This window comes from Nucisporomicrobium flavum (assembly GCF_016464385.1).
In the GTDB taxonomy this organism is placed as follows: domain Bacteria; phylum Actinomycetota; class Actinomycetes; order Mycobacteriales; family Micromonosporaceae; genus Actinoplanes; species Actinoplanes flavus_A.
Genome location: NZ_JADMLH010000003.1, coordinates 262932 through 282105 on the forward strand (window position 1 = coordinate 262932; position 19174 = coordinate 282105).

A 19174-nucleotide genomic window follows, 5' to 3' on the forward strand; every position below is an offset into this window, starting at 1 on the left:
CGTCACTTGTCGTTCCCTTCCCAGTTCGGGTTCTCCCAGATGACCGTGCCGCCCATGCCGATGCCGATGCACATCGCGGTGAGGCCGTAGCGGACCTCGGGGTGCTCGGCGAAGTGGCGGGCCAGCTGCGTCATCAGCCGTACGCCGGAGGAGGCCAGCGGGTGGCCGATGGCGATCGCGCCGCCCCACGGGTTCACCCGCGGGTCGTCGTCGGCGATGCCGAAGTGGTCGAGGAACGCGAGGACCTGCACCGCGAACGCCTCGTTCAGCTCGAACAGGCCGATGTCGTCGATGGTGAGGCCGGCCAGCCGCAGCGCCTTCTCCGTCGAGGGGATCGGGCCGTAGCCCATGACCTCCGGCTCGACGCCGACGAAGCCGTACGACACCAGCCGCATCGCGACCGGCAGGCCCAGCTCACGGGCGGTGTCCTCGCTGGCCAGCAGCGCCGCGGTGGCGCCGTCGTTGAGGCCGGCCGCGTTGCCGGCGGTGACCCGGCCGTGCGGGCGGAACGGCGTCTTGAGCGTGGCGAGCTTCTCCATCGAGGTCTCGCGGGGCGCCTCGTCGGCCGTGGCCAGGCCCCAGCCCTCCTCGGCGCTGCGGATCGCCACGGGCACCATGTCGGGCTGCAGCTTGCCGTTCGCGTACGCCTTCGCGGTCTTCTCCTGCGAGGCCAGGCCGAACGCGTCCGCCCGTTCCTTGGAGATCCCCGGGAGGCGGTCGTGCAGGTTCTCCGCCGTCGCGCCCATGACCAGCGCGGACGGGTCGACCAGCTTCTCCGCGAGGATGCGCGGGTTCGGGTCGACGCCCTCGCCCATCGGGTGCCGGCCCATGTGCTCCACGCCACCGGCGATGGCCACGTCGTACGCCCCCATGGCGATGCCGCCGGCGACGTTTGTCACCGCGGTCATGGCGCCGGCGCACATCCGGTCGATCGCGTACCCGGGTACGGTCTTCGGCAGCCCGGCCAGCAGCGCGGCCACCCGCCCGATCGTCAGGCCCTGGTCGCCGATCTGGGTGGTGGCCGCGATCGCGACCTCGTCCACCCGCTCGGGCGGAAGCTGCGGGTTGCGGCGCATCAACTCACGGATGCACCGGATCACCAGGTCGTCGGCGCGGGTCTCGGCGTACATGCCGCCGGCCTTGCCGAACGGGGTGCGGACGCCGTCGACGAAGACGACCTCGCGGCTTACTCGGGGCACAACAAGCCTCCTTGCAGGCGTGAACCCAGGGCTGTGACACGGCAGATGTTACTCGCCGGTAAGTAACCGGACCAGTCGATGTGACAAGTCCGGAGGGAACACGGTGCCGCAGGAGGAACGGCGCTGTCAGCCCGTCGCGGCGGCAGGGTCGGGCAGCACCTTGGCGAGCTCGTCCGCGAGCAGGCCGACCTGCCAGTTCCGGGCGCCGAAGCCGCGGAGGACGTCGCCGACCGTCGCCGGCGTGACCTCGTCCGGCGGGGACCAGGCCAGGCGGCGGACGAAGTCCGGGCTGACCAGGTTCTCCGGCGGGAGGGTGTGCGCCTCCGCCGTCGCGATGACCACCTGGCGGCAGCGTTGCAGGCGGGCCGCCGCGACCGGGTCGCGTTCCGCCCAGCGGTGCGGCGGGGGCGGCCCCTCGACCGGCTGGTTGACCGGCAGCTCGTCGTCGGGCAGGGCGCGGGCGGCGTCCAGCGCGTCCAGCCACACCCGGGCCAGCCGGCGCACCGAGCGGCCGCCGAAGCCGGGCAGGCCCAGCAGCGTCCGTTCGTCCTTGGGGTCCAGCTCCGCCGCCGCGATGATCGCCGAGTCCGGGAGCACCCGGCCCGGTGCCGAGTCGCGGCGGGCCGCCACGCCGTCGCGGGCGTACCAGAGGGCGCGGACGCGGGACTGGGCGCGGGCGCCGCGGACCCGGTGGATGCCCGACGTGCGGCGCCAGGGGTCGGGGCGTACCCGCGGCGGCCGGTCGGCGCTGGCCACCAGGGCGGCGAACTCCTCCGCCGCCCACTCGGCCTTGCCCTGGCTCTCCAGCTCGGCGGCGAGCAGGTCGCGCAGGTCGGTGAGCAGTTCCACGTCGAGGGCCGCGTACGTCAGCCAGGACTCCGGCAGCGGGCGGGTCGACCAGTCCGCGGCCGAATGGTGCTTCTCCAGCGAGTAGCCGAGCAGCTGCTCGGTCAGCGCGGCGAGGCCCACCCGCTCGAACCCGGCCAGCCGGGCGGCCAGCTCGGTGTCGAACAGCTTGCGGGGCTTCATGCCGATCTCGGCCAGGCACGCCAGGTCCTGGCTGGCGGCGTGCAGCACCCACTCGGTCTCGGCCAGCGCGGCGTCGAGCGTGCTCAGGTCGTCCAGCGGCATCGGGTCGATGAGCACCGTGCCGGCGCCCTCCCGGCGCAGCTGCACCAGGTACGCGCGCTGCGTGTAGCGGTAGCCGGAGGCCCGCTCGGCGTCCACCGCGACCGGTCCGGAGCCGGCGGCGAGCCGTTCGACGACCTCGGCGAGCTCGTCGGCGGTCTCCAAGGGGCGTGGTGTGCCGTCGCGGGGCGCGGTCAGCGGTACGGCGGCGCGGGCAGGCTCGTCGGGACCGCCAGACGTCGGGTCGGGCGGCACGTCGTGCGGTCCGTCGGTTGCGTGGTCCGGCGCGTCCCGACGGCGCAGAAATGCTTCGTCGGTCACACCGTAACCGTACGGGGGTACCTCCCCGGGCGTGTGCAGCCGGGTACCGGCGCGTCGAATGCGATGCAGTCCGCATCCTTGGGCAAGCGTCGGAAAAGGCGCCGCCGGACCCGTCCGCGGAGGCGGTTCCGTCCGTACTACCGGCCGTGACCACCGCGTTCGACCCCTTCGGGGCGCCCGGCCCGCGCCGGCTGCCGCAGGATCCCCTGCTCAGCCTGCCCGACCATCCGTCCGGCGAATGGGCCACCGCCCGGACCGCCACGCCGCCGCCGCGGATAGGGCATCCCCGTCCGGCGCGCCGGGAGGCCGGTCCCTATCTGGCCTCGCCGGCCGGGGGAGCGCCGTACCCGGTGGTCGCCGAGCCGGACGAGATGCGCCGGCGCCGCAGCCGGCTGGTCCCGGCGTTGCTCGCGTTCGCCCTGCTCGTGGGTGGCGGGTTCATGGTCTGGCGGCTGGACCGCGCCGACAGCCGGCTGACCGCGCAGCTCGCCGCGTCACAGCAGAAGCAGGGCGAGCTGGCCGACCGGGCCGCGCGTCTGGAGAAGCAGCTGGCCGGGGTCTTCGACCCCGAGGCCATCTCGTCGTCGGTGCTGCCGAGCGTCTTCCGGGTCCGGGCCGGCAACTTCACGGGTACGGCGTTCGCGGTCGGCGAGGGCGGCGACAAGCAGGCCAGCCTGCTCACGAACTACCACGTGGTCGAGTCCGTGTGGGAGAACGGCGGCCGCAAGGTCTTCCTGGAGCGCGGCGGGGACGAGGTCTCCGCGACGATCGTGAAGGTCAGCAAGGGCAAGGACCTGGCGCTGCTGCGGGCGTCCCGCAAGATCGCGGGGCTGGAGACCGCGCCCGGTACGGTCAAGCCGGGCCAGCAGGTCGTCGTGGTGGGCGCGCCACTCGGTCTCGAGGACACCGTCACGACCGGCGTGGTGAGCGCGTACCGGCCCGATGACGCCGACGGCCCCTCGATCCAGTTCGACGCGCCGATCAACCCGGGGAACTCGGGCGGTCCCGTGGTGAACAGCGACGACCAGGTCATCGGGCTCGCCACGGCCAAGGCCCGGGACGCCGAGGGCATCGGTCTCGCCGTACCGATCAAGACCGCTTGTGATGCCTTTGATGTCTGCTAATTGGCGGACGCGCGCTGGTGGTTGAGGGCGGTGACGCCCGGCGGGGGCAGGCCCGCGGTGGAGGCGAGCATCGTGCACCAGCCCTGCAGGTGATCGCCGAGGTCGTCGGAGGTCGGCGTCCAGGACGCGCGGATCTCCAGGTCGGCCGTCGGGGCCGGGCCGGCCAGCTCGCCGAAGCGGGTCGACGTGGTCTGGGTGATCGTGCCGCCGATCGCCGTGTACGCCGCCCCGTGCTGCTCCAGCCCGTCGGTCAGCCAGGTCCAGGCCACCGCGGGCAGCAGCGGGTCGCCGGCCAGGTCGGACTCCAGCTCGGCGGTGATCAGCGTGACCAGGCGCAGGTTGCCGCGCCACGCGTCGTGCCCGTCCGGGTCGTGGAGCAGGATCAGCCGGCCGCTGGCGACCTCCTCGCCGTCGCGCAGCACCGTGGCGCTCAGCGCGAACCCCCACGGGGCGAGCCGCTGGGGCGCGGCGATCTCCTCCAGCAGGATCTCCTCGCGCGGCGCGGAGGCGCGCAGCCCGGCCACGGCGCGGGTGAACGCCTCGGGTGCAGCGGACGTGGGCGCCATGGGAGGAAGCCTATGCCGATCACTGCCTTCCGTCCGTGCGCGGCGCGCCGCAGGCGCCGGTTCACTCACGTGGCACGATGTCGCGGGTGACCAACTCTCTCGCGGATTCCGCCCTCGTGCGTGCCTGCCGCGGCCTGGACGTGCCGCACACCCCCGTCTGGTTCATGCGCCAGGCCGGCCGGTCCCTGCCGGAGTACCGCAAGATCCGCGAGGGCGTCGGCATGCTCGAGTCGTGCCGCCGGCCGGACCTGGTCACCGAGATCACCCTCCAGCCGGTGCGCCGCCACGGCGTCGACGCGGCGATCCTGTTCAGCGACATCGTGGTGCCGCTGGCGGCCGCCGGGATCGACCTGGACATCGTGGCCGGCACCGGGCCCGTGGTGGCCGAGCCGATCCGCACGGCCGCCGCCGTGGAGCGCCTGCGCCCGCTGGAGCCCGGCGCGGTGGACTACGTGGCCGAGGCCGTACGCCTGCTCGTGCCCGAGCTCGGCAGCATCCCGCTGATCGGCTTCGCCGGTGCGCCGTTCACGCTGGCCAGCTACCTGATCGAGGGCGGGCCGTCGCGCACGTACGTGAAGACCAAGGCCATGATGTACGGCGACCCGGACCTGTGGCACTCGCTCTGCTCCCGCCTCGCCGACATCACGCTCACCTTCCTGCGCGTCCAGGTGGAGGCGGGGGTGAGCGCGGTCCAGCTCTTCGACTCGTGGGCGGGCGCGCTGTCCGAGGCGGACTACCGCGAGTACGTCATGCCGCATTCGGCGAAGGTGCTTACCGGCCTGGCCGACGCGGGCGTGCCGCGGATCCACTTCGGCGTCGGCACGTCCGTGCTGCTCCCGGCGATGGGGGAGGCGGGCGCGGACGTCGTGGGGGTGGACTGGCGTACGCCGCTCGACCGGGCGGCCGGGCTGGTCGGCCCGGACCGGTCCGTGCAGGGCAACCTCGACCCGGCGGTGCTGTTCGCGCCGTGGCCGGTCGTGGAGCGCGAGGCGCGCCGGGTGCTCCGGGAGGGCCGGGCGGCCCGCGGCCACGTCTTCAACCTCGGCCACGGGGTCATGCCGGACACCGACCCGGACGTGCTGACCCGGCTCGTCGAGCTGATCCACACCGTCGGCGCCTGAGCCCGCTCGGGACCTTCGGCCCTGGGCGATGATCCACATCGCCGGGCAGGGTGGGTGCCGTGCCGCTCACATCGGATGACCCCGCTGGCGGGGGAGCGACGGGACCTGACAGTGTGGAAGGCGTGCGGAAGCGGGTGGCGATCGTCGGCGGCGGCATAGCCGGGCTGGCCGCCGCTGTGCGGATCCGGGACCGGGCGCCCGCCGACACCGAGATCATCGTGTACGAGCAGGCCGGCCGGCTCGGCGGCAAGCTGCGCACCGGTGAGCTCGCGGGCGCCATGGTCGAGCGCGGCGCCGAGTCGTTCCTCATGGGCGCCCCCGACGGCGCCGAGTCTGCGGCGGTGCTGTTCGCGCGGCGGGTGGGGCTGGGCGGATCGCTCGTGCACCCCGCGCCGATACCGGCGGCCTTGGCCGTCGGCGGCCGGCTGGAGAAGGTGCCCGGCGGCACGCTCCTCGGCGTACCCGGCGATCTGAGCCTGCTCGGCACGGTGGCGACGCCGGCCGCGGACGCCGACCGCGACGAGGGCCGTCCGCTGCTCGAGCCCGGCGCCGACGTCGCCGTGGGCGCGCTTGTGCGGTCCCGCTACGGCGACGAGGTCGCCGACCGGCTGGTCGATCCGATGCTGGGCGGGGTGTACGCCGCCCGCGCCGATGAACTGTCCCTCGCCACGACGATGCCCGCGCTCGCCCGCACAGCCCGCACCGAGCACACCCTCGCGGGCGCCGTCCGGGCCGCCCAGGCCGCGTCCGTACGGGTGCCCGGCCGTCCGATCTTCGCCGCCGTGGACGGGGGCATGAGCAGCCTCGTCGCGGCCGCCGCCACCGCGAGCGGCGCCCGGATCAGCCTCGGCCTGCCGGTGCGCGAGCTGACCCGCACCGCGCACGGGTGGCGCCTGCTGCTCGGCCCGGTGCCCGCCCCGCAGACCGACGACGTCGACGCGGTGGTGCTCGCGGTGCCGGCCCGTGCGGCCGCGCGGATGCTGGCCGGCGTGGATCTCTCCGCCGCCGCCGCGGTCGAGGTGCTCGACTATGCGAGCGTCGCGCTGGCCGCGTTCGCCCTGCCGCCCGGCACGCCGCTGCCCGAGCTGTCCGGCTTCCTCGTGCCGCCGACCGAGGGCACGCTGGTGAAGGCGGCGACGTTCTTCACCAGAAAGTGGCCGCACCTGAGCCGCCCGGACGGGCCGGTGATCGTGCGGGCCTCGCTGGGCCGGGCCGGTGAGGAGGAGCGGCTGCAGCACGACGACGCCGTCCTGCTCGAGACCGCCCACGCCGAGCTCGGCCGGCTGCTGGGGACGTCGCTGCCGGCCCCGATCGGCTCCTGGATCCAGCGCTGGGGTGGCGGGCTGCCCCAGTACACCCCCGGCCACCTCGACCGGGTGGCCCTGGCCCGGGCCGCGTTGAGCGACCGTCCCGGGCTCGCGCTGGCCGGCGCCGCGTACGACGGTGTCGGCATCCCGGCCTGCGTGGCCAGCGGCGAGAAGGCCGCCGACGATGTTGTGAAATACCTGGAGGGGCAATGAGCGAGGCGCAGACGAATGCCGCGCGGATCAACGAGCTGAACGCGACGATCCGCTACACGATGTGGTCGGTCTTCCGGGCCGCCACGCCGCTGCCGGCGCTGCGCGACGAGCTGTCCGGCGAGGTGGACGCGCTGTTCGAGCAGCTCGGCGGCAAGGACGTCACGATCCGCGGCACGTACGACGTCTCCGGGCTGCGCGCCGACGCCGACGTGATGATCTGGTGGCACTCCTCGTCCCCGGACGCGCTGCAGGAGGCGTACGGGCTGTTCCGGCGTACCGCCCTGGGCCGGCACCTGACGCCCGTGTGGTCGCAGATGGCGCTGCACCGCCCCGCGGAGTTCAACAAGAGCCACCTGCCCGCGTTCCTGGCCGGTGAGGAGGCGCGGCCGTACATCTGCGTGTACCCGTTCGTGCGCTCGTACGAGTGGTACCTGCTGCCCGACGAGGAGCGCCGCGCGATGCTCGCCGAGCACGGCCGGCTGGCCCGTGGCTACCCGGACGTCCGGGCCAACACGGTGGCGTCGTTCGCGCTGGGCGACTACGAGTGGATGCTCGCCTTCGAGGCCGACGAGCTGCACCGCATCGTCGACCTGATGCGGGATCTGCGGGCTTCCGGTGCCCGCCGGCACGTGCGCGAAGAGGTGCCGTTCTACACCGGGCGCCGCCGCTCGGTCGCGGAGATCGTGGCCGCGCTGCCCTGACCGTCGCTGTCGGCGGAGGACCGGTCGGGTCCTCCGCCGACGTCACGTCAGTGGCACTCTCTCCAGGCGAAGTGGTACGTCGTGGAGATGCTGCCGTCGGTGGAGTCCATCGTCACGAAGCTGGTGTCCGTCGAGGTGCCCTTGCTGACCCGCAGCTCGGTGTTGATGTTGAGGTTGCGCATCTCGCCGCACGGGTGCCACACCATGGCGGCAACCGGTACGTCGTCGCTGACCATCCAGTTGTCGTCGAGCGGCGAGGCGAGCGGGTGGCTGGTGTAGGTGCCCTGGCTCATGCCCTGGAAGTAGTAGTTCGCCCGCTGGGTCGCAGAGGCGCCCTGCTTCACGAGGCCGTACCCGCGGTAGTCCACCTTGGCGATCGCGAAGGTGAAACCCTGCGGTACGTGGACGAGCACGTTGAGCTGGCAGTTCTTGCGGCCTTCGGTGCTGGAGATGCCCGGCCCGACCTGGGCCAGGTATTCGCTGTAGATGGCCGTGAAGGCCGTGTTGTCCGGGGAGACCGCGACGTCGGCCGTTCCGGGCTTGCACCCCGAGCCGGCCATGGCCACCAGGTCGATGACGATGTGGTCGGCCGGCGGATCGTCGAGGATGCTACCGGCGGAGGCGGGTGAACTCACCCACGCCGGCGAGGCGAGCAGTGCCAGGACGATGCCTGCACGAGCCAGCAATTTACGCATGGGACTCCTTCCGAATGTGGTGCGACGACGCGCGCGGCTCGATGCTAAGAATGCAAATCGATGGAAGTCAATGAAACGAATAGCCGATATGGCGACTCGGTTACTCGGCCGCCCCTGAAGAAAGCACACACGCACCTTCCGGCCAAACCGGGACAGGCGGGCGCGGGCGGCGCCCGAATCATCCCCGTTGAGTCGCCTATGGATACTCAGTCGAGCGGCGTCCACCAGGGAGTAAGCGGTCGCTGGGGATCGTGAGTCCGATTGACTACAGTCAATGCTTGTGTCCGGGCTCCGTGCTGCCTTACATTCCTTCGCGGGGTGTACCGAGGTCACCTCCCGTGGGCGACGAAGCTCGCGATAATGCGGCGACGCTGCACGCACTGATTCAGTCGACATTGAGCTCTTGAACCGAGGGGAATGCTATGAAAGAAAGTCTCGTCGGTGCGAGACACGCGATTGTCGCCGTACTCGGTACGGTTCTCGCGTTGTCCGCCTCCGCCCCCGCACACGCTGCCGCCGCCGCTGCCCCGGAGGGAGCGGTCACGGTCGAGGTCATCGCGGCCAACGGCTCCGGCTGCGCGCCCGGCACGGCCACGGTCGTCGCCGCCCCCGACAAGAGCGGCTTCCGGATCAAGTACCACGACTTCGTCGCGCAGGCCGGCGCCGGCGCCGACCCGACGGACCGCCGCAAGAACTGCCAGGTCGGTGTCGTCGTCTCCGTGCCGGCCGGCTGGACGTTCGCGATCGCCGAGGCCGACTACCGCGGCCGTGCCCGGCTCGCCGGCGGGGCGACCGGCCTGCAGCGCACCAACTACTACTGGCAGGGGTCGTCGGACAACAGCCGGACCGAGGAGACGTTCTCCGGCCCGTACAGCGGCTACTGGTCGACGGAGGACGTCGCCCCGGTGCTGGTGTACCTGCCCTGCTCGGAGCAGAAGGTGCTGAACATCAACACCGAGCTGCGGGTGGACGCCGCGGCGACCGCGCCCCGCAGCAGCATGTCGATGACGACGAGCGAGGGAGACGTCGACACCCTGTTCAACTTCAGCTGGGTGCGCTGCTGACAGCTCCGGAACGCTTCATCGGTACGTGGGGGATGCCGTCCTCCACGTACCGTTCTCCTGTGATCTCGAAGCCGAAGCGCGCGTAGAAGCCGGCCAGGTGTGCCTGTGCGCCGAGCACGGCCGGCCGGTTGCCGACGACGGTGAGCGCGTGCTCCATGAGCCGGCTCGCGTGGCCGCCCTGGCGTGCGGCCGGCGCGGTCACCACCCGGCCGATCCGCTCGGTGCCGCCGCCGTCGTCGAGGATGCGCAGGTACGCCAGGACGTCGTCGCCGCGCTGCAGCCACACGTGCCGGGTGCCGGGCTCGGCGTCGCGGCCGTCCAGCTCCGGGTACGGGCACGTCTGCTCGACGACGAACACGTCGACGCGCAGCTTGAGGATCGCGTACAGGGTGGTGTTGTCGAGGTCGCGGAACGACGCCACCCGGATCTCGTCGCAGGGCTGCGGATGCATCCGCCGATCTTATGCGTCACCCCTGCACACCTCCGGCGTTGATCAACGAGGAGGCCCGTATTCCAGGAGTTGACATGATCAAGCGCAGCAAGCTGTTCGGCAACAAGACCCGGGTGACGTTCTGCCTGCCCAAGGACGCCCCGCAGGGGCCGGTCAGCGTGGTCGGCACGTTCAACGACTGGGAGCCCGGCCTGCACGAGCTCAAGCCGCGGCGCGACGGGATGCGTACCGTCACCCTGCGCCTGGACCCCGGCCACTACCGCTTCCGCTACCTCGCGTCCGACGGGGTGTGGCTCGACGACGAGCACGCCGACGAGGTGGGCCCGCACGGCAGCGAGTTGCGCCTCTGACGTTTCGCAGCGGAGGCCCGGGGAACGTCCCTATCTTTAGTTGACAATGCAAGCAACTACGGAAGGGGTCCTTGTGGCCACCGCAAAACTGGCAGTCATCTACTACTCGTCCACCGGCACGGTCCATGCCATGGCCGAGCGGCTGCAGCAGGCCGGCGAGAAGGCCGGCGCCGAGGTCCGCCTGCGCCAGGTGCCCGAGCTCGCGCCGCCGGAGGCCATCGCCTCGAACGCGGCCTGGAGTCAGCACTTCGACCGGACCAAGGACGAGCCCAAGGCCACCGCCGACGACGTCGTCTGGGCCGACGCGGTGCTGTTCGGCAGCCCGACCCGGTACGGCAACATCACCAGCCAGCTCAAGCAGTTCATCGACACGCTCGGCCCGCAGTGGCAGCAGGGTCTGCTCGCCGACAAGGCGTACGCGGGCTTCACCTCGACGATGACCGCGCACGGCGGCCAGGAGTCGACGCTGCTCGCGCTCTACAACACGATCTACCACTTCGGCGGCGTCGTGGTCGCGCCCGGTTACACCGACCCGCTGAAGTTCGCCGACGGCAACCCGTACGGCGTCTCGCACGTCACCGGCGGCACGAACGACGCCCCGCTGACCGACGTCCAGTTCGCCGCGCTCGACCACATGGCCCAGCGGATCATCCGGATCGCCGAGAAGCTGCGGTCCTGACGTCCGATCCGGTACGGGCGACCTGCACGAATGCATCGCCGCCGGGGTGGCACACTGTCCGCCGTGGTCAAGAAGTTCGAGGCGGATCTGAGCGGCGCGCAGTGGCGCCGCAGTGCAACGTCGGGAGAGGCGGCCGTGGAGGTTGCCCTGCTGGACGACGGGGTGGCCGTACGCGACTCGCGGCGCCCGGAAGGCGATGTCCTCTTCTTCACGCCGGCCGAGTGGGACGCCTTCGTGGGCGGCGCGAAAGATGGGGAATTTGATCTGTAGGCAGGTTCTTGAGAATCAACCCGAAGAGTGTTCATTTCTGGTTACTGTGCGGATATGACCAACTACGAGGGTTCTGACCTGCTGAAGAAGGTGGAGCGGTACGAGGCTGCCGTGACGGAGCTCAAGGCCGCCCACGACGACGTCAAGGACGTCCTGATCGAGGCCATCCTGTTCGACCGCTGGCAGCAGCTCGGCACCCAGCTCGGCTTCAAGGCCGAGCAGCCGGCCGCGAAGACCGAGGAGCCGAACCGGGACCTCGCCCAGCTCAACCAGCAGATCTCCGCGATGAGCGAGTCCTGGTCCCGTTGACGCCGATGTGATCCGCGACGCCCGGGGCGCACCCCGCCCCGGGCCCGCGGAGGCGCTACCGTGTCGGCCATGGCCGACACCCAGTACGAAGAGCTGCTGCGCCGCGTCCTCGAAACCGGCGTCCCGAAGGCCGACCGCACCGGCACGGGCACGGTCAGTCTCTTCGGCGAGCGCCTGCGCTACGACCTGTCGCAGGGCTTCCCGCTGATCACCACGAAGCGGGTGCACTTCAAGTCCGTGGCGGTCGAGCTGCTCTGGTTCCTGCGCGGCGACAGCAACGTGCAGTGGCTGCGCGACCACGGCGTCACCATCTGGGACGAGTGGGCGGACGAGAACGGCGAGCTCGGCCCGGTGTACGGCAAGCAGTGGCGCTCGTGGCCCACCCCGGACGGCGGCCACGCCGACCAGATCGCCGACCTGCTGGCCACGCTGCGCCGCGACCCCGACTCCCGGCGGATGATCGTGTCGGCCTGGAACGTGGGCCAGCTTCCCGAGATGGCGCTCGCGCCGTGCCACGCGATGTTCCAGTTCTACGTGGCCGACGGTCGCCTGTCCTGCCAGCTGTACCAGCGCAGCGCCGACATGTTCCTCGGCGTGCCGTTCAACATCGCCAGCTACGCGCTGCTCACCCATATGATCGCGGCGCAGGCCGGGCTCACCCCGGGCGACTTCATCTGGGTCGGCGGAGACTGCCACGTCTACTCCAACCACGTCGACCAGGTGCGCGAGCAGCTGTCCCGGGAGGCGTACGACTTCCCCCGGCTGGAGCTCGCGCCGGCGGCGTCGCTCTTCGACTACCGCTACGAGGACTTCACCGTGGTGGACTACAAGCACCACCCGGCCCTCAAGGCGCCGGTGGCGGTCTGAGCGCGATGATCCACATGATCTGGGCGCAGGCCCGGAACGGCGTCATCGGTGCCGGCGGCGAGATCCCGTGGCGGATCCCCGGCGAGCAGAAGATGTTCAAGGAACGGACCCTGGGCTCGACCGTGGTCATGGGCCGGGCCACCTGGGACTCGCTGCCCGCTCGGGTCCGGCCCCTGCCCGGCCGGCGCAACGTGGTGCTGACCCGGCAGGCCGGCTGGTCCGCCGAGGGCGCCGAGGCCGCCGGATCGGTCGAGGAGCTCCTGGCGAAGCACGACGACTTCTGGGTGATCGGTGGCGAGGCGGTGTATCGGGCGCTGCTGCCGTATGCCGGGCACGTCGTGCGGACAGTGGTGGATCTCGAGGTGGAAGGCGACACGTACGCGCCGGAGCTGGGCCCGCAATGGCGGGTCACCGCCGGCGCCGACTGGCAGCAGTCGGACGCCGGCGTGCGCTACCGGGTGGAGGAGGTCACTTCGGGTCCAGCCTGATCGACAGGCTGTTCACGCAGTGGCGGGTGTTCTTGGCGGTCATCATCTCGCCGCGGAACACGTGGCCGAGGTGGCTGTCGCAGCGGGCGCAGCGGATCTCCGTGCGGACCATGCCGTGGCCGCGGTCCTCGATCTCCTTGACCGCGCCGGGGATGGCGTCATCGAAGGACGGCCAGCCGCAGTGCGAGTCGAACTTGGTGTCGCTGGGGTAGAGCTCCGCGCCGCAGGCCCGGCACTGGTACATGCCCTCGGTCTTCGTGTTCACGTACTCGCCGGACCAGGGCGCCTCGGTGCCCGCCTGGCGCAGCACGCGGAACTCGTCGGGGCTGAGGCGGACCCGCCACTCGTCCTCGGTGGTGGGCAGGGTGGTCTTGTCAGGTGCCATGCCTCAACGGTACGTCGGAGCGCACCGGGAGTGCGGCGTCGCGGAGTACCGGCGGCGTTGAGCGTGCCATGGGAGCTGCGCGTTTTCGGCCCACGTGGCGGCAGGCGCTCGGCCGGGGCCTGTGCCTCGGCGTCCTTCTCGCCGGCGGGGGCCTCAGCCTCCTCGCCGGACTGGTCGCGGCGGGCGTGCTGCCGGCACCGCTCTGGCTGTGGCTGCTCGTGGCGGCCGGGCCGCCGATCGCAGGGCTGCCCGCGGCCGTGCTGCTGCGCCGGCGGCTGGGCATCGAGGCGGGGTCGGACGGGATCCGGACGGTCACCCCGTTCGGTGCCGGGGTGCAGCCGTGGAGCCGGGTCGTCGACCTGCGGGCCGAGCGGCGGGGCGCCCGTACGGTGGTCGCGGTCTATCTGGACTCGGGCGCGAGCATGCAGCTGCTGGCGCCGTACGACGGCGGGATGCTGGCCGCCGATCCCCGCTTCGAGATGAAGGTCTCCGTCCTGGCCCATCTCTGGCGCAGCCACAGAATCGGTGGAGTTCCCTCATAAGGGATAGCTTGCGTGCAAATCGGGCAGAAAACGCTAAACTCCCAGCGGACTGCAACGGACCTATCGCAACAGAACGGATTCCCTTCATGAAGTTGACGCGCCGACTGGCCGCCGCACTGCCCGCGGCCGGCGTCACCGCCGTCGCCGCCCTCGCCCTCACCGGGGCGCCCGCCGTGGCGACGGCCGACCAGGCCGCGGCCCGCGCCCAGCACCCCGCCGTGATGACGACGCCCTGCTCCGAGGGTGAGCGCGACGAGGACTGCGGGTACGGCGACGACGACGCGACCGGTGGCGGCACCCGCGGCAACGACGGCTACGGCGGCGAGAAGCCCACCACCTCGCCCACCCCCTCGCGGACCACCGCCACGCCCGGCACCACCACGCCGACGCCGGGCGTGAGCACCACGCCGACCGGCGTCGTCAACACCGTCCCGCCGGGTGGCGAGCTGCCGGCCACGTCGCCCGCGGCGACCCCGAGTCCGAGCCGCAGCACCGGCGGTGGCGTCAGCGCCGGCGGAACCCTGCCGGTCACCGGCGCGCCGATGGGCCTGACCGTCGGCGTGGGTGCCCTGCTCGTCGCGGGTGGTGCGGCGGCGGTCCTCTACAGCCGCCGGCGTCGCAGCGCCTGAGCACTTTCCGCTGGACGCGGCCGTCTCCTCGACCCGAGGAGGCGGCCGCTGTCGTACCCGGGGCCTAAGGTCAGGGGCATGGCAGCTTCCAGGTCACCCGCCGAAGAGGTCGAGGTCACCGGCCGTCCCGTACGGCTGACCAGCCCCGACAAGGTGTGTTTCCCGAGCAGGGGCTACACCAAGCGCGACGTGTTCGAGTATTACCTCGCCGTCGGCGACGGGATCATGCGCGCCCTGCGGGACCGGCCGACGACCCTGCAACGCTTCCCCGACGGCATCGACGGCGAGATGTTCTACCAGAAGCGGATGGCCACGCGCGGTGTCCCGCCGTGGGTGGAGTCGGCGACGATCACCTTCCCCAGCGGGCGTACGGCCGACGAACTCTGCCCGGCCGACCTGGCCCACGTGGCGTGGGCGGCGCAGATGGGCACGGTCGTCTTCCACCCGTGGCCGGTGCGCCGGTCCGCCCCGGACAACCCCGACGAGCTGCGCATCGACCTCGACCCGCAGCCCGGGCTCGACTTCGGCGACGTGGTGGCCGCGGCCGGGGTGGTCCACGAGGTGCTCGGCGACCTCGGCTGGACCGGCTACCCCAAGACCTCCGGCGGGCGCGGCGTGCACGTGTACGTCCGCATCGAGCCGAAGTGGTCGTTCGTGCAGGTCCGCCGCGCCGGGATCGCCCTGGCACGCGAGGTCGAGCGGCGTAGTCCGCAGCGCATCACCACCTCCTGGTGGAAGGAGGAGCGCGGCGACCGGGTCTTCATCGACTACAACCAGATGGCCCGCGACCGCACGATCGCCTGCGCCTATTCGCTGCGCGCCAACGCCCGCGCGACCGTGTCCACCCCGGTGACCTGGGCCGAGCTGGGCGACGTCGAGCCCGACGACTTCGACCTGCGGACGGTGCCGAAGCGGATCGCGCAGCTCGGCGACCCGCACGCGGCGATCGACGAGGTCGCGTACGACATCACGCCGCTGCTGGAGTGGTCGGAGCGGGACGAGAAGGCGGGCGCCGGGGACCTGCCCTATCCACCGGACCACCCGAAGATGCCGGGGGAGCCCAAGCGGGTGCAGCCGTCGAAGGACCGCGACCTGAAGGAGAAGCGCTAGAGGGGCAGCTTGAAGCCCTCGTGGCTGGCCTCGAAGCCGAGCGCGGCGTAGAAGCGGTGTGCGTCGGTGCGGCGCTTGTCGGTGGTGAGCTGGGCCAGGCGGCAGCCGCGCTCGCGGGCGCGGTCCAGCGCCCAGAGCATCATCTGCCGGCCGAGGCCCCGGCCGCGCTGGTCGCCGCGGACGCGGACGGCCTCGATGGTCATCCGCTCGGCGCCGCGGCGGCTCAGCGACGGGGTGAACGTCAGCTGGCAGGTCCCGACGATCTCGCCGCCGGCGTCCGCGACGATCAGCTCGTTGCGCGGGTCCGCGTCGATCGCCTCGAAGGCCGACCAGTAGGCCGCGTCCACCGGCTCCGGCGTGGGTGCCGACTCCCGGGAGCGGGAGATCTCGTCGTCGGCGAGCAGCTGGAGGATCGCTGGAACATCCGCGCGGCGGGCGGTACGGAAGATCGTCTGGGCCACCCGGCCATCCTGACACGCCCGTCGGGCTGAGCCGTCCGGTGGCCCGGCCGGGGCACGATGACGCCATGCGGTTGCTGCTCCTGCCGTTCCGGCAGATCTACCGGGGACTGGTCTGGCTGGCGAACTCGCCACGCACGCTGATCCTGTCGTACCTGCTGCTCATCCTCGTCTGCGCCGCGCTGTACCGGCACTTCGAGCACAACGTGAGCATCGGCGACGCGCTGTGGTGGGGCGTGGTCACCGCGTCCACCGTCGGCTACGGCGACATCTCGCCGAAGACGACCGAGGCCCGCTTGATGGCGGCGCTGCTGATCTCCATCATGGTGCTGATCGTCGTACCGCTGATCACGGCGCACTTCGCCAGCAAGCTGATCGTGGACACCGACGCGTTCCGGCACGAGGAGCAGGAGGAGCTGAAGAACAACCTGCGGGTGGTCCGCCGGCTCCTGGAGGAGCTCGCCGAGCGCGAGGGGATCAGCGCGCCGGACAGCGCTGTCCCTCCTGCGGCACCGTCAGATCGATGAGGTAGCGGTCCACGGCGGTCACGATGCACTGCGTGCTCGGGTACGCCGTGTGTCCCTCGCCCTCCCAGGTCAGGACGTGCCCGGTGCCGAGCATGCCGGCCAGCTGCGCGGTGTTCTCGTACGGCGTGGCCGGGTCCCCGGTCGTGCCCACCACCACGATCGGCGGGGCGCCGTTCGCCGCGCCTGCCGGGTACGGGTCGCGCTTGCCCGGCCAGAACGTGCACGGCATCATGCCCAGCGCCAGCGAGGCGCCGAACAGCGGGTACTTGGCGCGCCACTCGCCCTGGAGCTGGCGGATGCGCTCGACCGTCGGCGCCTCGTCGGTGTCCGCGCAGTTCACCGCCAGGTTGGCGTCGAAGAGGTTGGAGTAGGTGCCGTCGGGTTTGCGGTCGGCGTACTGGTCGGCGAGGTCGAAGATGCCGCCCGCGTCGCCGGCCTGCAGGTCGTCGACGGCCTTGGCGAGCTGCTGCCAGCCCGACTCGGTGTAGAGCGAGGAGATCACCGCGACGAAGATCCAGCCGGGGGTGGCCTCGCGCCCGTCGTCGCCCGGTACCGGGGACACCTTCGCCTTGGCCAGCGCATCGGTCACCGCCTTGCGGGCGTCCGGCGCGATCGGGCACTTGTCCGGAGTGGCCCTGCACCACGAGGCGAAGTTCGTGAAGGCACGCTCGAAGCCCTTCGCCTGCGACTCCGACCCGGCGACGAAGTCCTGCTTCGGGTTGATCGCGCCGTCGAGCACGAGCGCGCGCACCTTGGTGGGGAACAGCTGGGCGTACGTGGCGCCGAGCAGCGTGCCGTACGAGAACCCGAGGTAGGTGGTCTTCGCGTCGCCGACGGCGGACCGGATGGCGTCCATGTCGCGGGCCGCCTGCTCGGTGCTGAAATTGCCGAGCTGGTCGCCGTACTTCTGGCCGCAGCCCTCGGCGACCCGCTTGTTGAGCGCGACGACCTGCTGGAACTCCTCGTCCGACCGCGGGTCGGGCGGCGCGGCGAACGTCGCGTCCTGGTCCTTGTCGCTGATGCACTTGACCGGGCTGGACCGGCCGACGCCGCGCGGGTCGAAGCCGATGATGTCGAACCGGTTCGTCACCTCGGTGGGCAGGCCGCCGAGCGCCTGGCCGAACGACAGGTAGACCGCGGTGTCGATGCCGGAGCCGCCCGGGCCGCCCGGGTTGATCAGCAGCGAGCCGATCCGGTCGCCCTGGTCGTTGGAGCGGATGCGGATCATCGCCACGTCGTAGGTGCCGCCGCTCTGCGGGGCGTTCCAGTCGCGGGGCACGGCGACCGACGCGCAGTCGTACGCCATGTTCTGCGCGCCCCGGCCGACGAGCTCCTGCGGCACCTCGGGACACGGCGTCCACTGCGCCTGGGTGCCGGGTACGGCGGGCGGCGCCTTGCTGCCCGTGGGCGGCTTGGGCGCGGCGCCGTCGGAGTCCTCGGGGGCGAAGACCGGCAGGGTGCAGCCGGCGGTCACCACGACCGCGGCCACCAGGGCGGCGAGGACCGGACGGGAGGTACGCGGCACGATGCGCGGCCTTTCGTCGTGCGATTGTTCCGCGCACGAGGCTACGCGCTGCGGCCGGGCCCGTGGTTCAGCGGCTCGTCAGCACGTCGGCGAGGTTGAACCGGACGGGCCGTTCCAGCTGCTCGTACGTGCACGAGCGGGGTTCCCGGTCGGGCCGCCACCGTTCGAACTGCGCGGTGTGCCGGAACCGCAGCCCTTCCATGTAGTCGTAGCGGACCTCGACCACGCGTTCCGGGCGCAGCGGCACGAACGACAGGTCCTTGCCGGCGTTCCAGCGGCTGACCTCGTTCTTGCGGGGTGTCCGCTCGCCGGACTCGTGCGCCGCCCAGTTCCACGGGTGCCCCTCGAACGTCGTGACGAGGTGCTGCAGCTCGGTGAACAGCTCCTCGCGGACGCTCATCGGGAACGAGCCGATCACCCCGACCGACACGAGCACGTCCCGCTCGTCGTAGAGGCCGAGCAGGAGCGAGCCGATGCGGTTGTCGCCGGACTTGTGCAGCCGGTAGCCGGCCACCACGCAGTCGGCCGTACGCTTGTGCTTGATCTTGAACATGACCCGCTTGTCGGGCTCGTACCCCAGATCCTTGCCCTTGGCGATGAGCCCGTCGAGCCCGGCGCCCTCGAACTCGGCGAACCAGCGGCGCGCGGTCTCCAGGTCGTCCGTGGCCGGCGTGACGTAGACCGGTGGCTTGGCATCCGCCAGGCACTCCTCCAGCCGCGCGCGGCGCTCGGCGAACGGCCGCGTGGTGAGGTCCTCGTCGCCCAGGGCCAGCAGGTCGAACGCGACGAACCCGGCCGGCGTCTGCTCGGACAGCAGCTTGACCCGGCTGGCCGCGGGGTGGATGCGCTGCTGCAGCGCCTCGAAGTCCAGCGTGTTGCGCCCGGTGTCGGCGACGATGATCTCGCCGTCGATCACGGAGCGTTCCGGGAAGGTCGCCAGGATCGCCTCGACCACCTCGGGGAAGTAGCGGGTCATCGGCTTCTCGTTGCGGCTGCCGATCTCCACCTCGGCGCCGTCGCGGAAGATGATCGAGCGGAAGCCGTCCCACTTGGGCTCGTACAGGTGCCCCGGCGGGATGTCGGCGACCGGCTTGGCGAGCATCGGCTTGACGGGCGGGTTGATCGGCAGGTCCATGCCGTCAGTG

At 71.8% G+C, this 19174-nt stretch carries 24 protein-coding genes; 15 read left to right on the forward strand and 9 right to left on the reverse strand.

Going from position 1 to position 19174, the window contains the following annotated elements:
• Positions 1-2: 2 nt before the first annotated feature.
• Both IT780_RS09205 and IT780_RS09210 read right to left on the reverse strand, forming a co-directional pair.
• Positions 3-1199, reverse strand: coding sequence for a thiolase family protein (locus IT780_RS09205; RefSeq protein WP_199511025.1), 1197 nt, complete (start codon positions 1197-1199; stop codon positions 3-5).
• Between the two features lie 126 nt (positions 1200-1325).
• Positions 1326-2648 carry an HRDC domain-containing protein gene (locus tag IT780_RS09210; protein WP_199511026.1) on the reverse strand — a complete coding sequence of 441 codons (1323 nt, stop codon included), beginning with the start codon at positions 2646-2648 and terminating at the stop codon, positions 1326-1328.
• Positions 2649-2794: 146 nt separating this feature from the next.
• Here IT780_RS09210 and IT780_RS09215 point away from each other — a divergent pair, with 146 nt between their 5' ends.
• Positions 2795-3772, forward strand: coding sequence for a S1C family serine protease (locus tag IT780_RS09215; protein ID WP_307831105.1), 978 nt, complete (start codon positions 2795-2797; stop codon positions 3770-3772).
• Here the strand turns inward: IT780_RS09215 and IT780_RS09220 are convergent.
• A complete protein-coding gene (locus IT780_RS09220) occupies positions 3769-4338 on the reverse strand; it encodes a DUF3000 domain-containing protein (RefSeq protein ID WP_199511028.1) in 570 nt (189 codons plus the stop codon). The genes IT780_RS09215 and IT780_RS09220 overlap by 4 nt on opposite strands.
• A gap of 86 nt (positions 4339-4424) precedes the next feature.
• Between IT780_RS09220 and hemE the strand changes: the two genes are divergently transcribed.
• The 3 genes from hemE (at position 4425) to hemQ (ending at position 7680) form a co-directional block, all read left to right on the forward strand.
• Positions 4425-5459: a uroporphyrinogen decarboxylase gene (gene hemE / locus IT780_RS09225; protein WP_307831106.1), complete on the forward strand. Its 1035-nt coding sequence runs from the start codon at positions 4425-4427 to the stop codon at positions 5457-5459.
• A 122-nt stretch (positions 5460-5581) separates the two neighbouring features.
• Positions 5582-6979, forward strand: coding sequence for a protoporphyrinogen oxidase (gene hemG, locus IT780_RS09230; protein ID WP_372443646.1), 1398 nt, complete (start codon positions 5582-5584; stop codon positions 6977-6979).
• Positions 6976-7680, forward strand: a complete 705-nt coding sequence (hemQ, locus tag IT780_RS09235; protein ID WP_199511031.1) for a hydrogen peroxide-dependent heme synthase — start codon at positions 6976-6978, stop codon at positions 7678-7680. The genes hemG and hemQ overlap by 4 nt, the downstream gene beginning before the upstream one ends.
• A 47-nt stretch (positions 7681-7727) precedes the next feature.
• Here hemQ and IT780_RS09240 read toward each other — a convergent pair whose 3' ends face one another.
• Positions 7728-8375, reverse strand: a complete 648-nt coding sequence (locus IT780_RS09240) for a DUF4360 domain-containing protein (protein WP_199511032.1) — start codon at positions 8373-8375, stop codon at positions 7728-7730.
• Between the two features lie 485 nt (positions 8376-8860).
• Here IT780_RS09240 and IT780_RS09245 point away from each other — a divergent pair, with 485 nt between their 5' ends.
• Positions 8861-9439 carry a DUF4360 domain-containing protein gene (locus tag IT780_RS09245; RefSeq protein WP_233412504.1) on the forward strand — a complete coding sequence of 193 codons (579 nt, stop codon included), beginning with the start codon at positions 8861-8863 and terminating at the stop codon, positions 9437-9439.
• Here IT780_RS09245 and IT780_RS09250 read toward each other — a convergent pair.
• Positions 9420-9890 (reverse strand): GNAT family N-acetyltransferase, encoded by a 471-nt coding sequence (locus IT780_RS09250; RefSeq protein ID WP_199511034.1) that lies wholly within the window; start codon positions 9888-9890, stop codon positions 9420-9422. The two genes, IT780_RS09245 and IT780_RS09250, sit on opposite strands and share 20 nt — an antisense overlap.
• Positions 9891-9964: 74 nt before the next feature.
• Between IT780_RS09250 and IT780_RS09255 the strand changes: the two genes are divergently transcribed.
• The 6 genes from IT780_RS09255 to IT780_RS09280 all read left to right on the forward strand — a co-directional run bounded on the left by IT780_RS09255 (position 9965) and on the right by IT780_RS09280 (position 12853).
• Complete coding sequence (locus IT780_RS09255) at positions 9965-10240, forward strand: isoamylase early set domain-containing protein (RefSeq protein ID WP_199511035.1); 276 nt, start codon at positions 9965-9967, stop codon at positions 10238-10240.
• 46 nt (positions 10241-10286) lie between these two features.
• Positions 10287-10919, forward strand: coding sequence for an NAD(P)H:quinone oxidoreductase (wrbA, locus tag IT780_RS09260; protein ID WP_233412505.1), 633 nt, complete (start codon positions 10287-10289; stop codon positions 10917-10919).
• Positions 10920-10982: 63 nt separating this feature from the next.
• Entirely contained in the window at positions 10983-11189 is a 207-nt protein-coding gene (locus IT780_RS09265) for a DUF397 domain-containing protein (RefSeq protein ID WP_372443647.1), read from the forward strand.
• 54 nt (positions 11190-11243) lie between these two features.
• Complete coding sequence (locus IT780_RS09270; RefSeq protein WP_199511038.1) at positions 11244-11498, forward strand: hypothetical protein; 255 nt, start codon at positions 11244-11246, stop codon at positions 11496-11498.
• A gap of 69 nt (positions 11499-11567) precedes the next feature.
• Entirely contained in the window at positions 11568-12365 is a 798-nt protein-coding gene (locus tag IT780_RS09275; protein ID WP_199511039.1) for a thymidylate synthase, read from the forward strand.
• Between the two features lie 5 nt (positions 12366-12370).
• On the forward strand, positions 12371-12853 hold the full coding sequence (locus IT780_RS09280; protein ID WP_199511040.1) for a dihydrofolate reductase: 483 nt from the start codon (positions 12371-12373) through the stop codon (positions 12851-12853).
• Here the strand turns inward: IT780_RS09280 and msrB are convergent.
• A complete protein-coding gene (msrB, locus tag IT780_RS09285; RefSeq protein ID WP_199511041.1) occupies positions 12834-13238 on the reverse strand; it encodes a peptide-methionine (R)-S-oxide reductase MsrB in 405 nt (134 codons plus the stop codon). The two genes, IT780_RS09280 and msrB, sit on opposite strands and share 20 nt — an antisense overlap.
• A 68-nt stretch (positions 13239-13306) precedes the next feature.
• Here msrB and IT780_RS09290 point away from each other — a divergent pair, with 68 nt between their 5' ends.
• The 3 genes from IT780_RS09290 (at position 13307) to ligD (ending at position 15519) form a co-directional block, all read left to right on the forward strand.
• Positions 13307-13780 (forward strand): hypothetical protein, encoded by a 474-nt coding sequence (locus tag IT780_RS09290; protein WP_199511042.1) that lies wholly within the window; start codon positions 13307-13309, stop codon positions 13778-13780.
• 86 nt (positions 13781-13866) lie between these two features.
• Positions 13867-14409 (forward strand): LPXTG cell wall anchor domain-containing protein, encoded by a 543-nt coding sequence (locus IT780_RS09295; RefSeq protein ID WP_199511043.1) that lies wholly within the window; start codon positions 13867-13869, stop codon positions 14407-14409.
• Between the two features lie 78 nt (positions 14410-14487).
• Positions 14488-15519 carry a non-homologous end-joining DNA ligase gene (ligD, locus tag IT780_RS09300; RefSeq protein WP_199511044.1) on the forward strand — a complete coding sequence of 344 codons (1032 nt, stop codon included), beginning with the start codon at positions 14488-14490 and terminating at the stop codon, positions 15517-15519.
• Here the strand turns inward: ligD and IT780_RS09305 are convergent.
• Positions 15516-15980, reverse strand: coding sequence for a GNAT family N-acetyltransferase (locus IT780_RS09305; protein ID WP_199511045.1), 465 nt, complete (start codon positions 15978-15980; stop codon positions 15516-15518). The two genes, ligD and IT780_RS09305, sit on opposite strands and share 4 nt — an antisense overlap.
• A gap of 65 nt (positions 15981-16045) precedes the next feature.
• Here IT780_RS09305 and IT780_RS09310 point away from each other — a divergent pair, with 65 nt between their 5' ends.
• Positions 16046-16504 carry a potassium channel family protein gene (locus IT780_RS09310; RefSeq protein WP_199511046.1) on the forward strand — a complete coding sequence of 153 codons (459 nt, stop codon included), beginning with the start codon at positions 16046-16048 and terminating at the stop codon, positions 16502-16504.
• Here IT780_RS09310 and IT780_RS09315 read toward each other — a convergent pair.
• Together IT780_RS09315 and IT780_RS09320 are read right to left on the reverse strand one after the other, a co-directional pair.
• Positions 16455-18029 (reverse strand): alpha/beta hydrolase, encoded by a 1575-nt coding sequence (locus IT780_RS09315; RefSeq protein WP_307831107.1) that lies wholly within the window; start codon positions 18027-18029, stop codon positions 16455-16457. The genes IT780_RS09310 and IT780_RS09315 overlap by 50 nt on opposite strands.
• A 67-nt stretch (positions 18030-18096) precedes the next feature.
• Positions 18097-19164 carry an ATP-dependent DNA ligase gene (locus tag IT780_RS09320; protein WP_199511462.1) on the reverse strand — a complete coding sequence of 356 codons (1068 nt, stop codon included), beginning with the start codon at positions 19162-19164 and terminating at the stop codon, positions 18097-18099.
• Positions 19165-19174 lie beyond the last annotated feature (10 nt).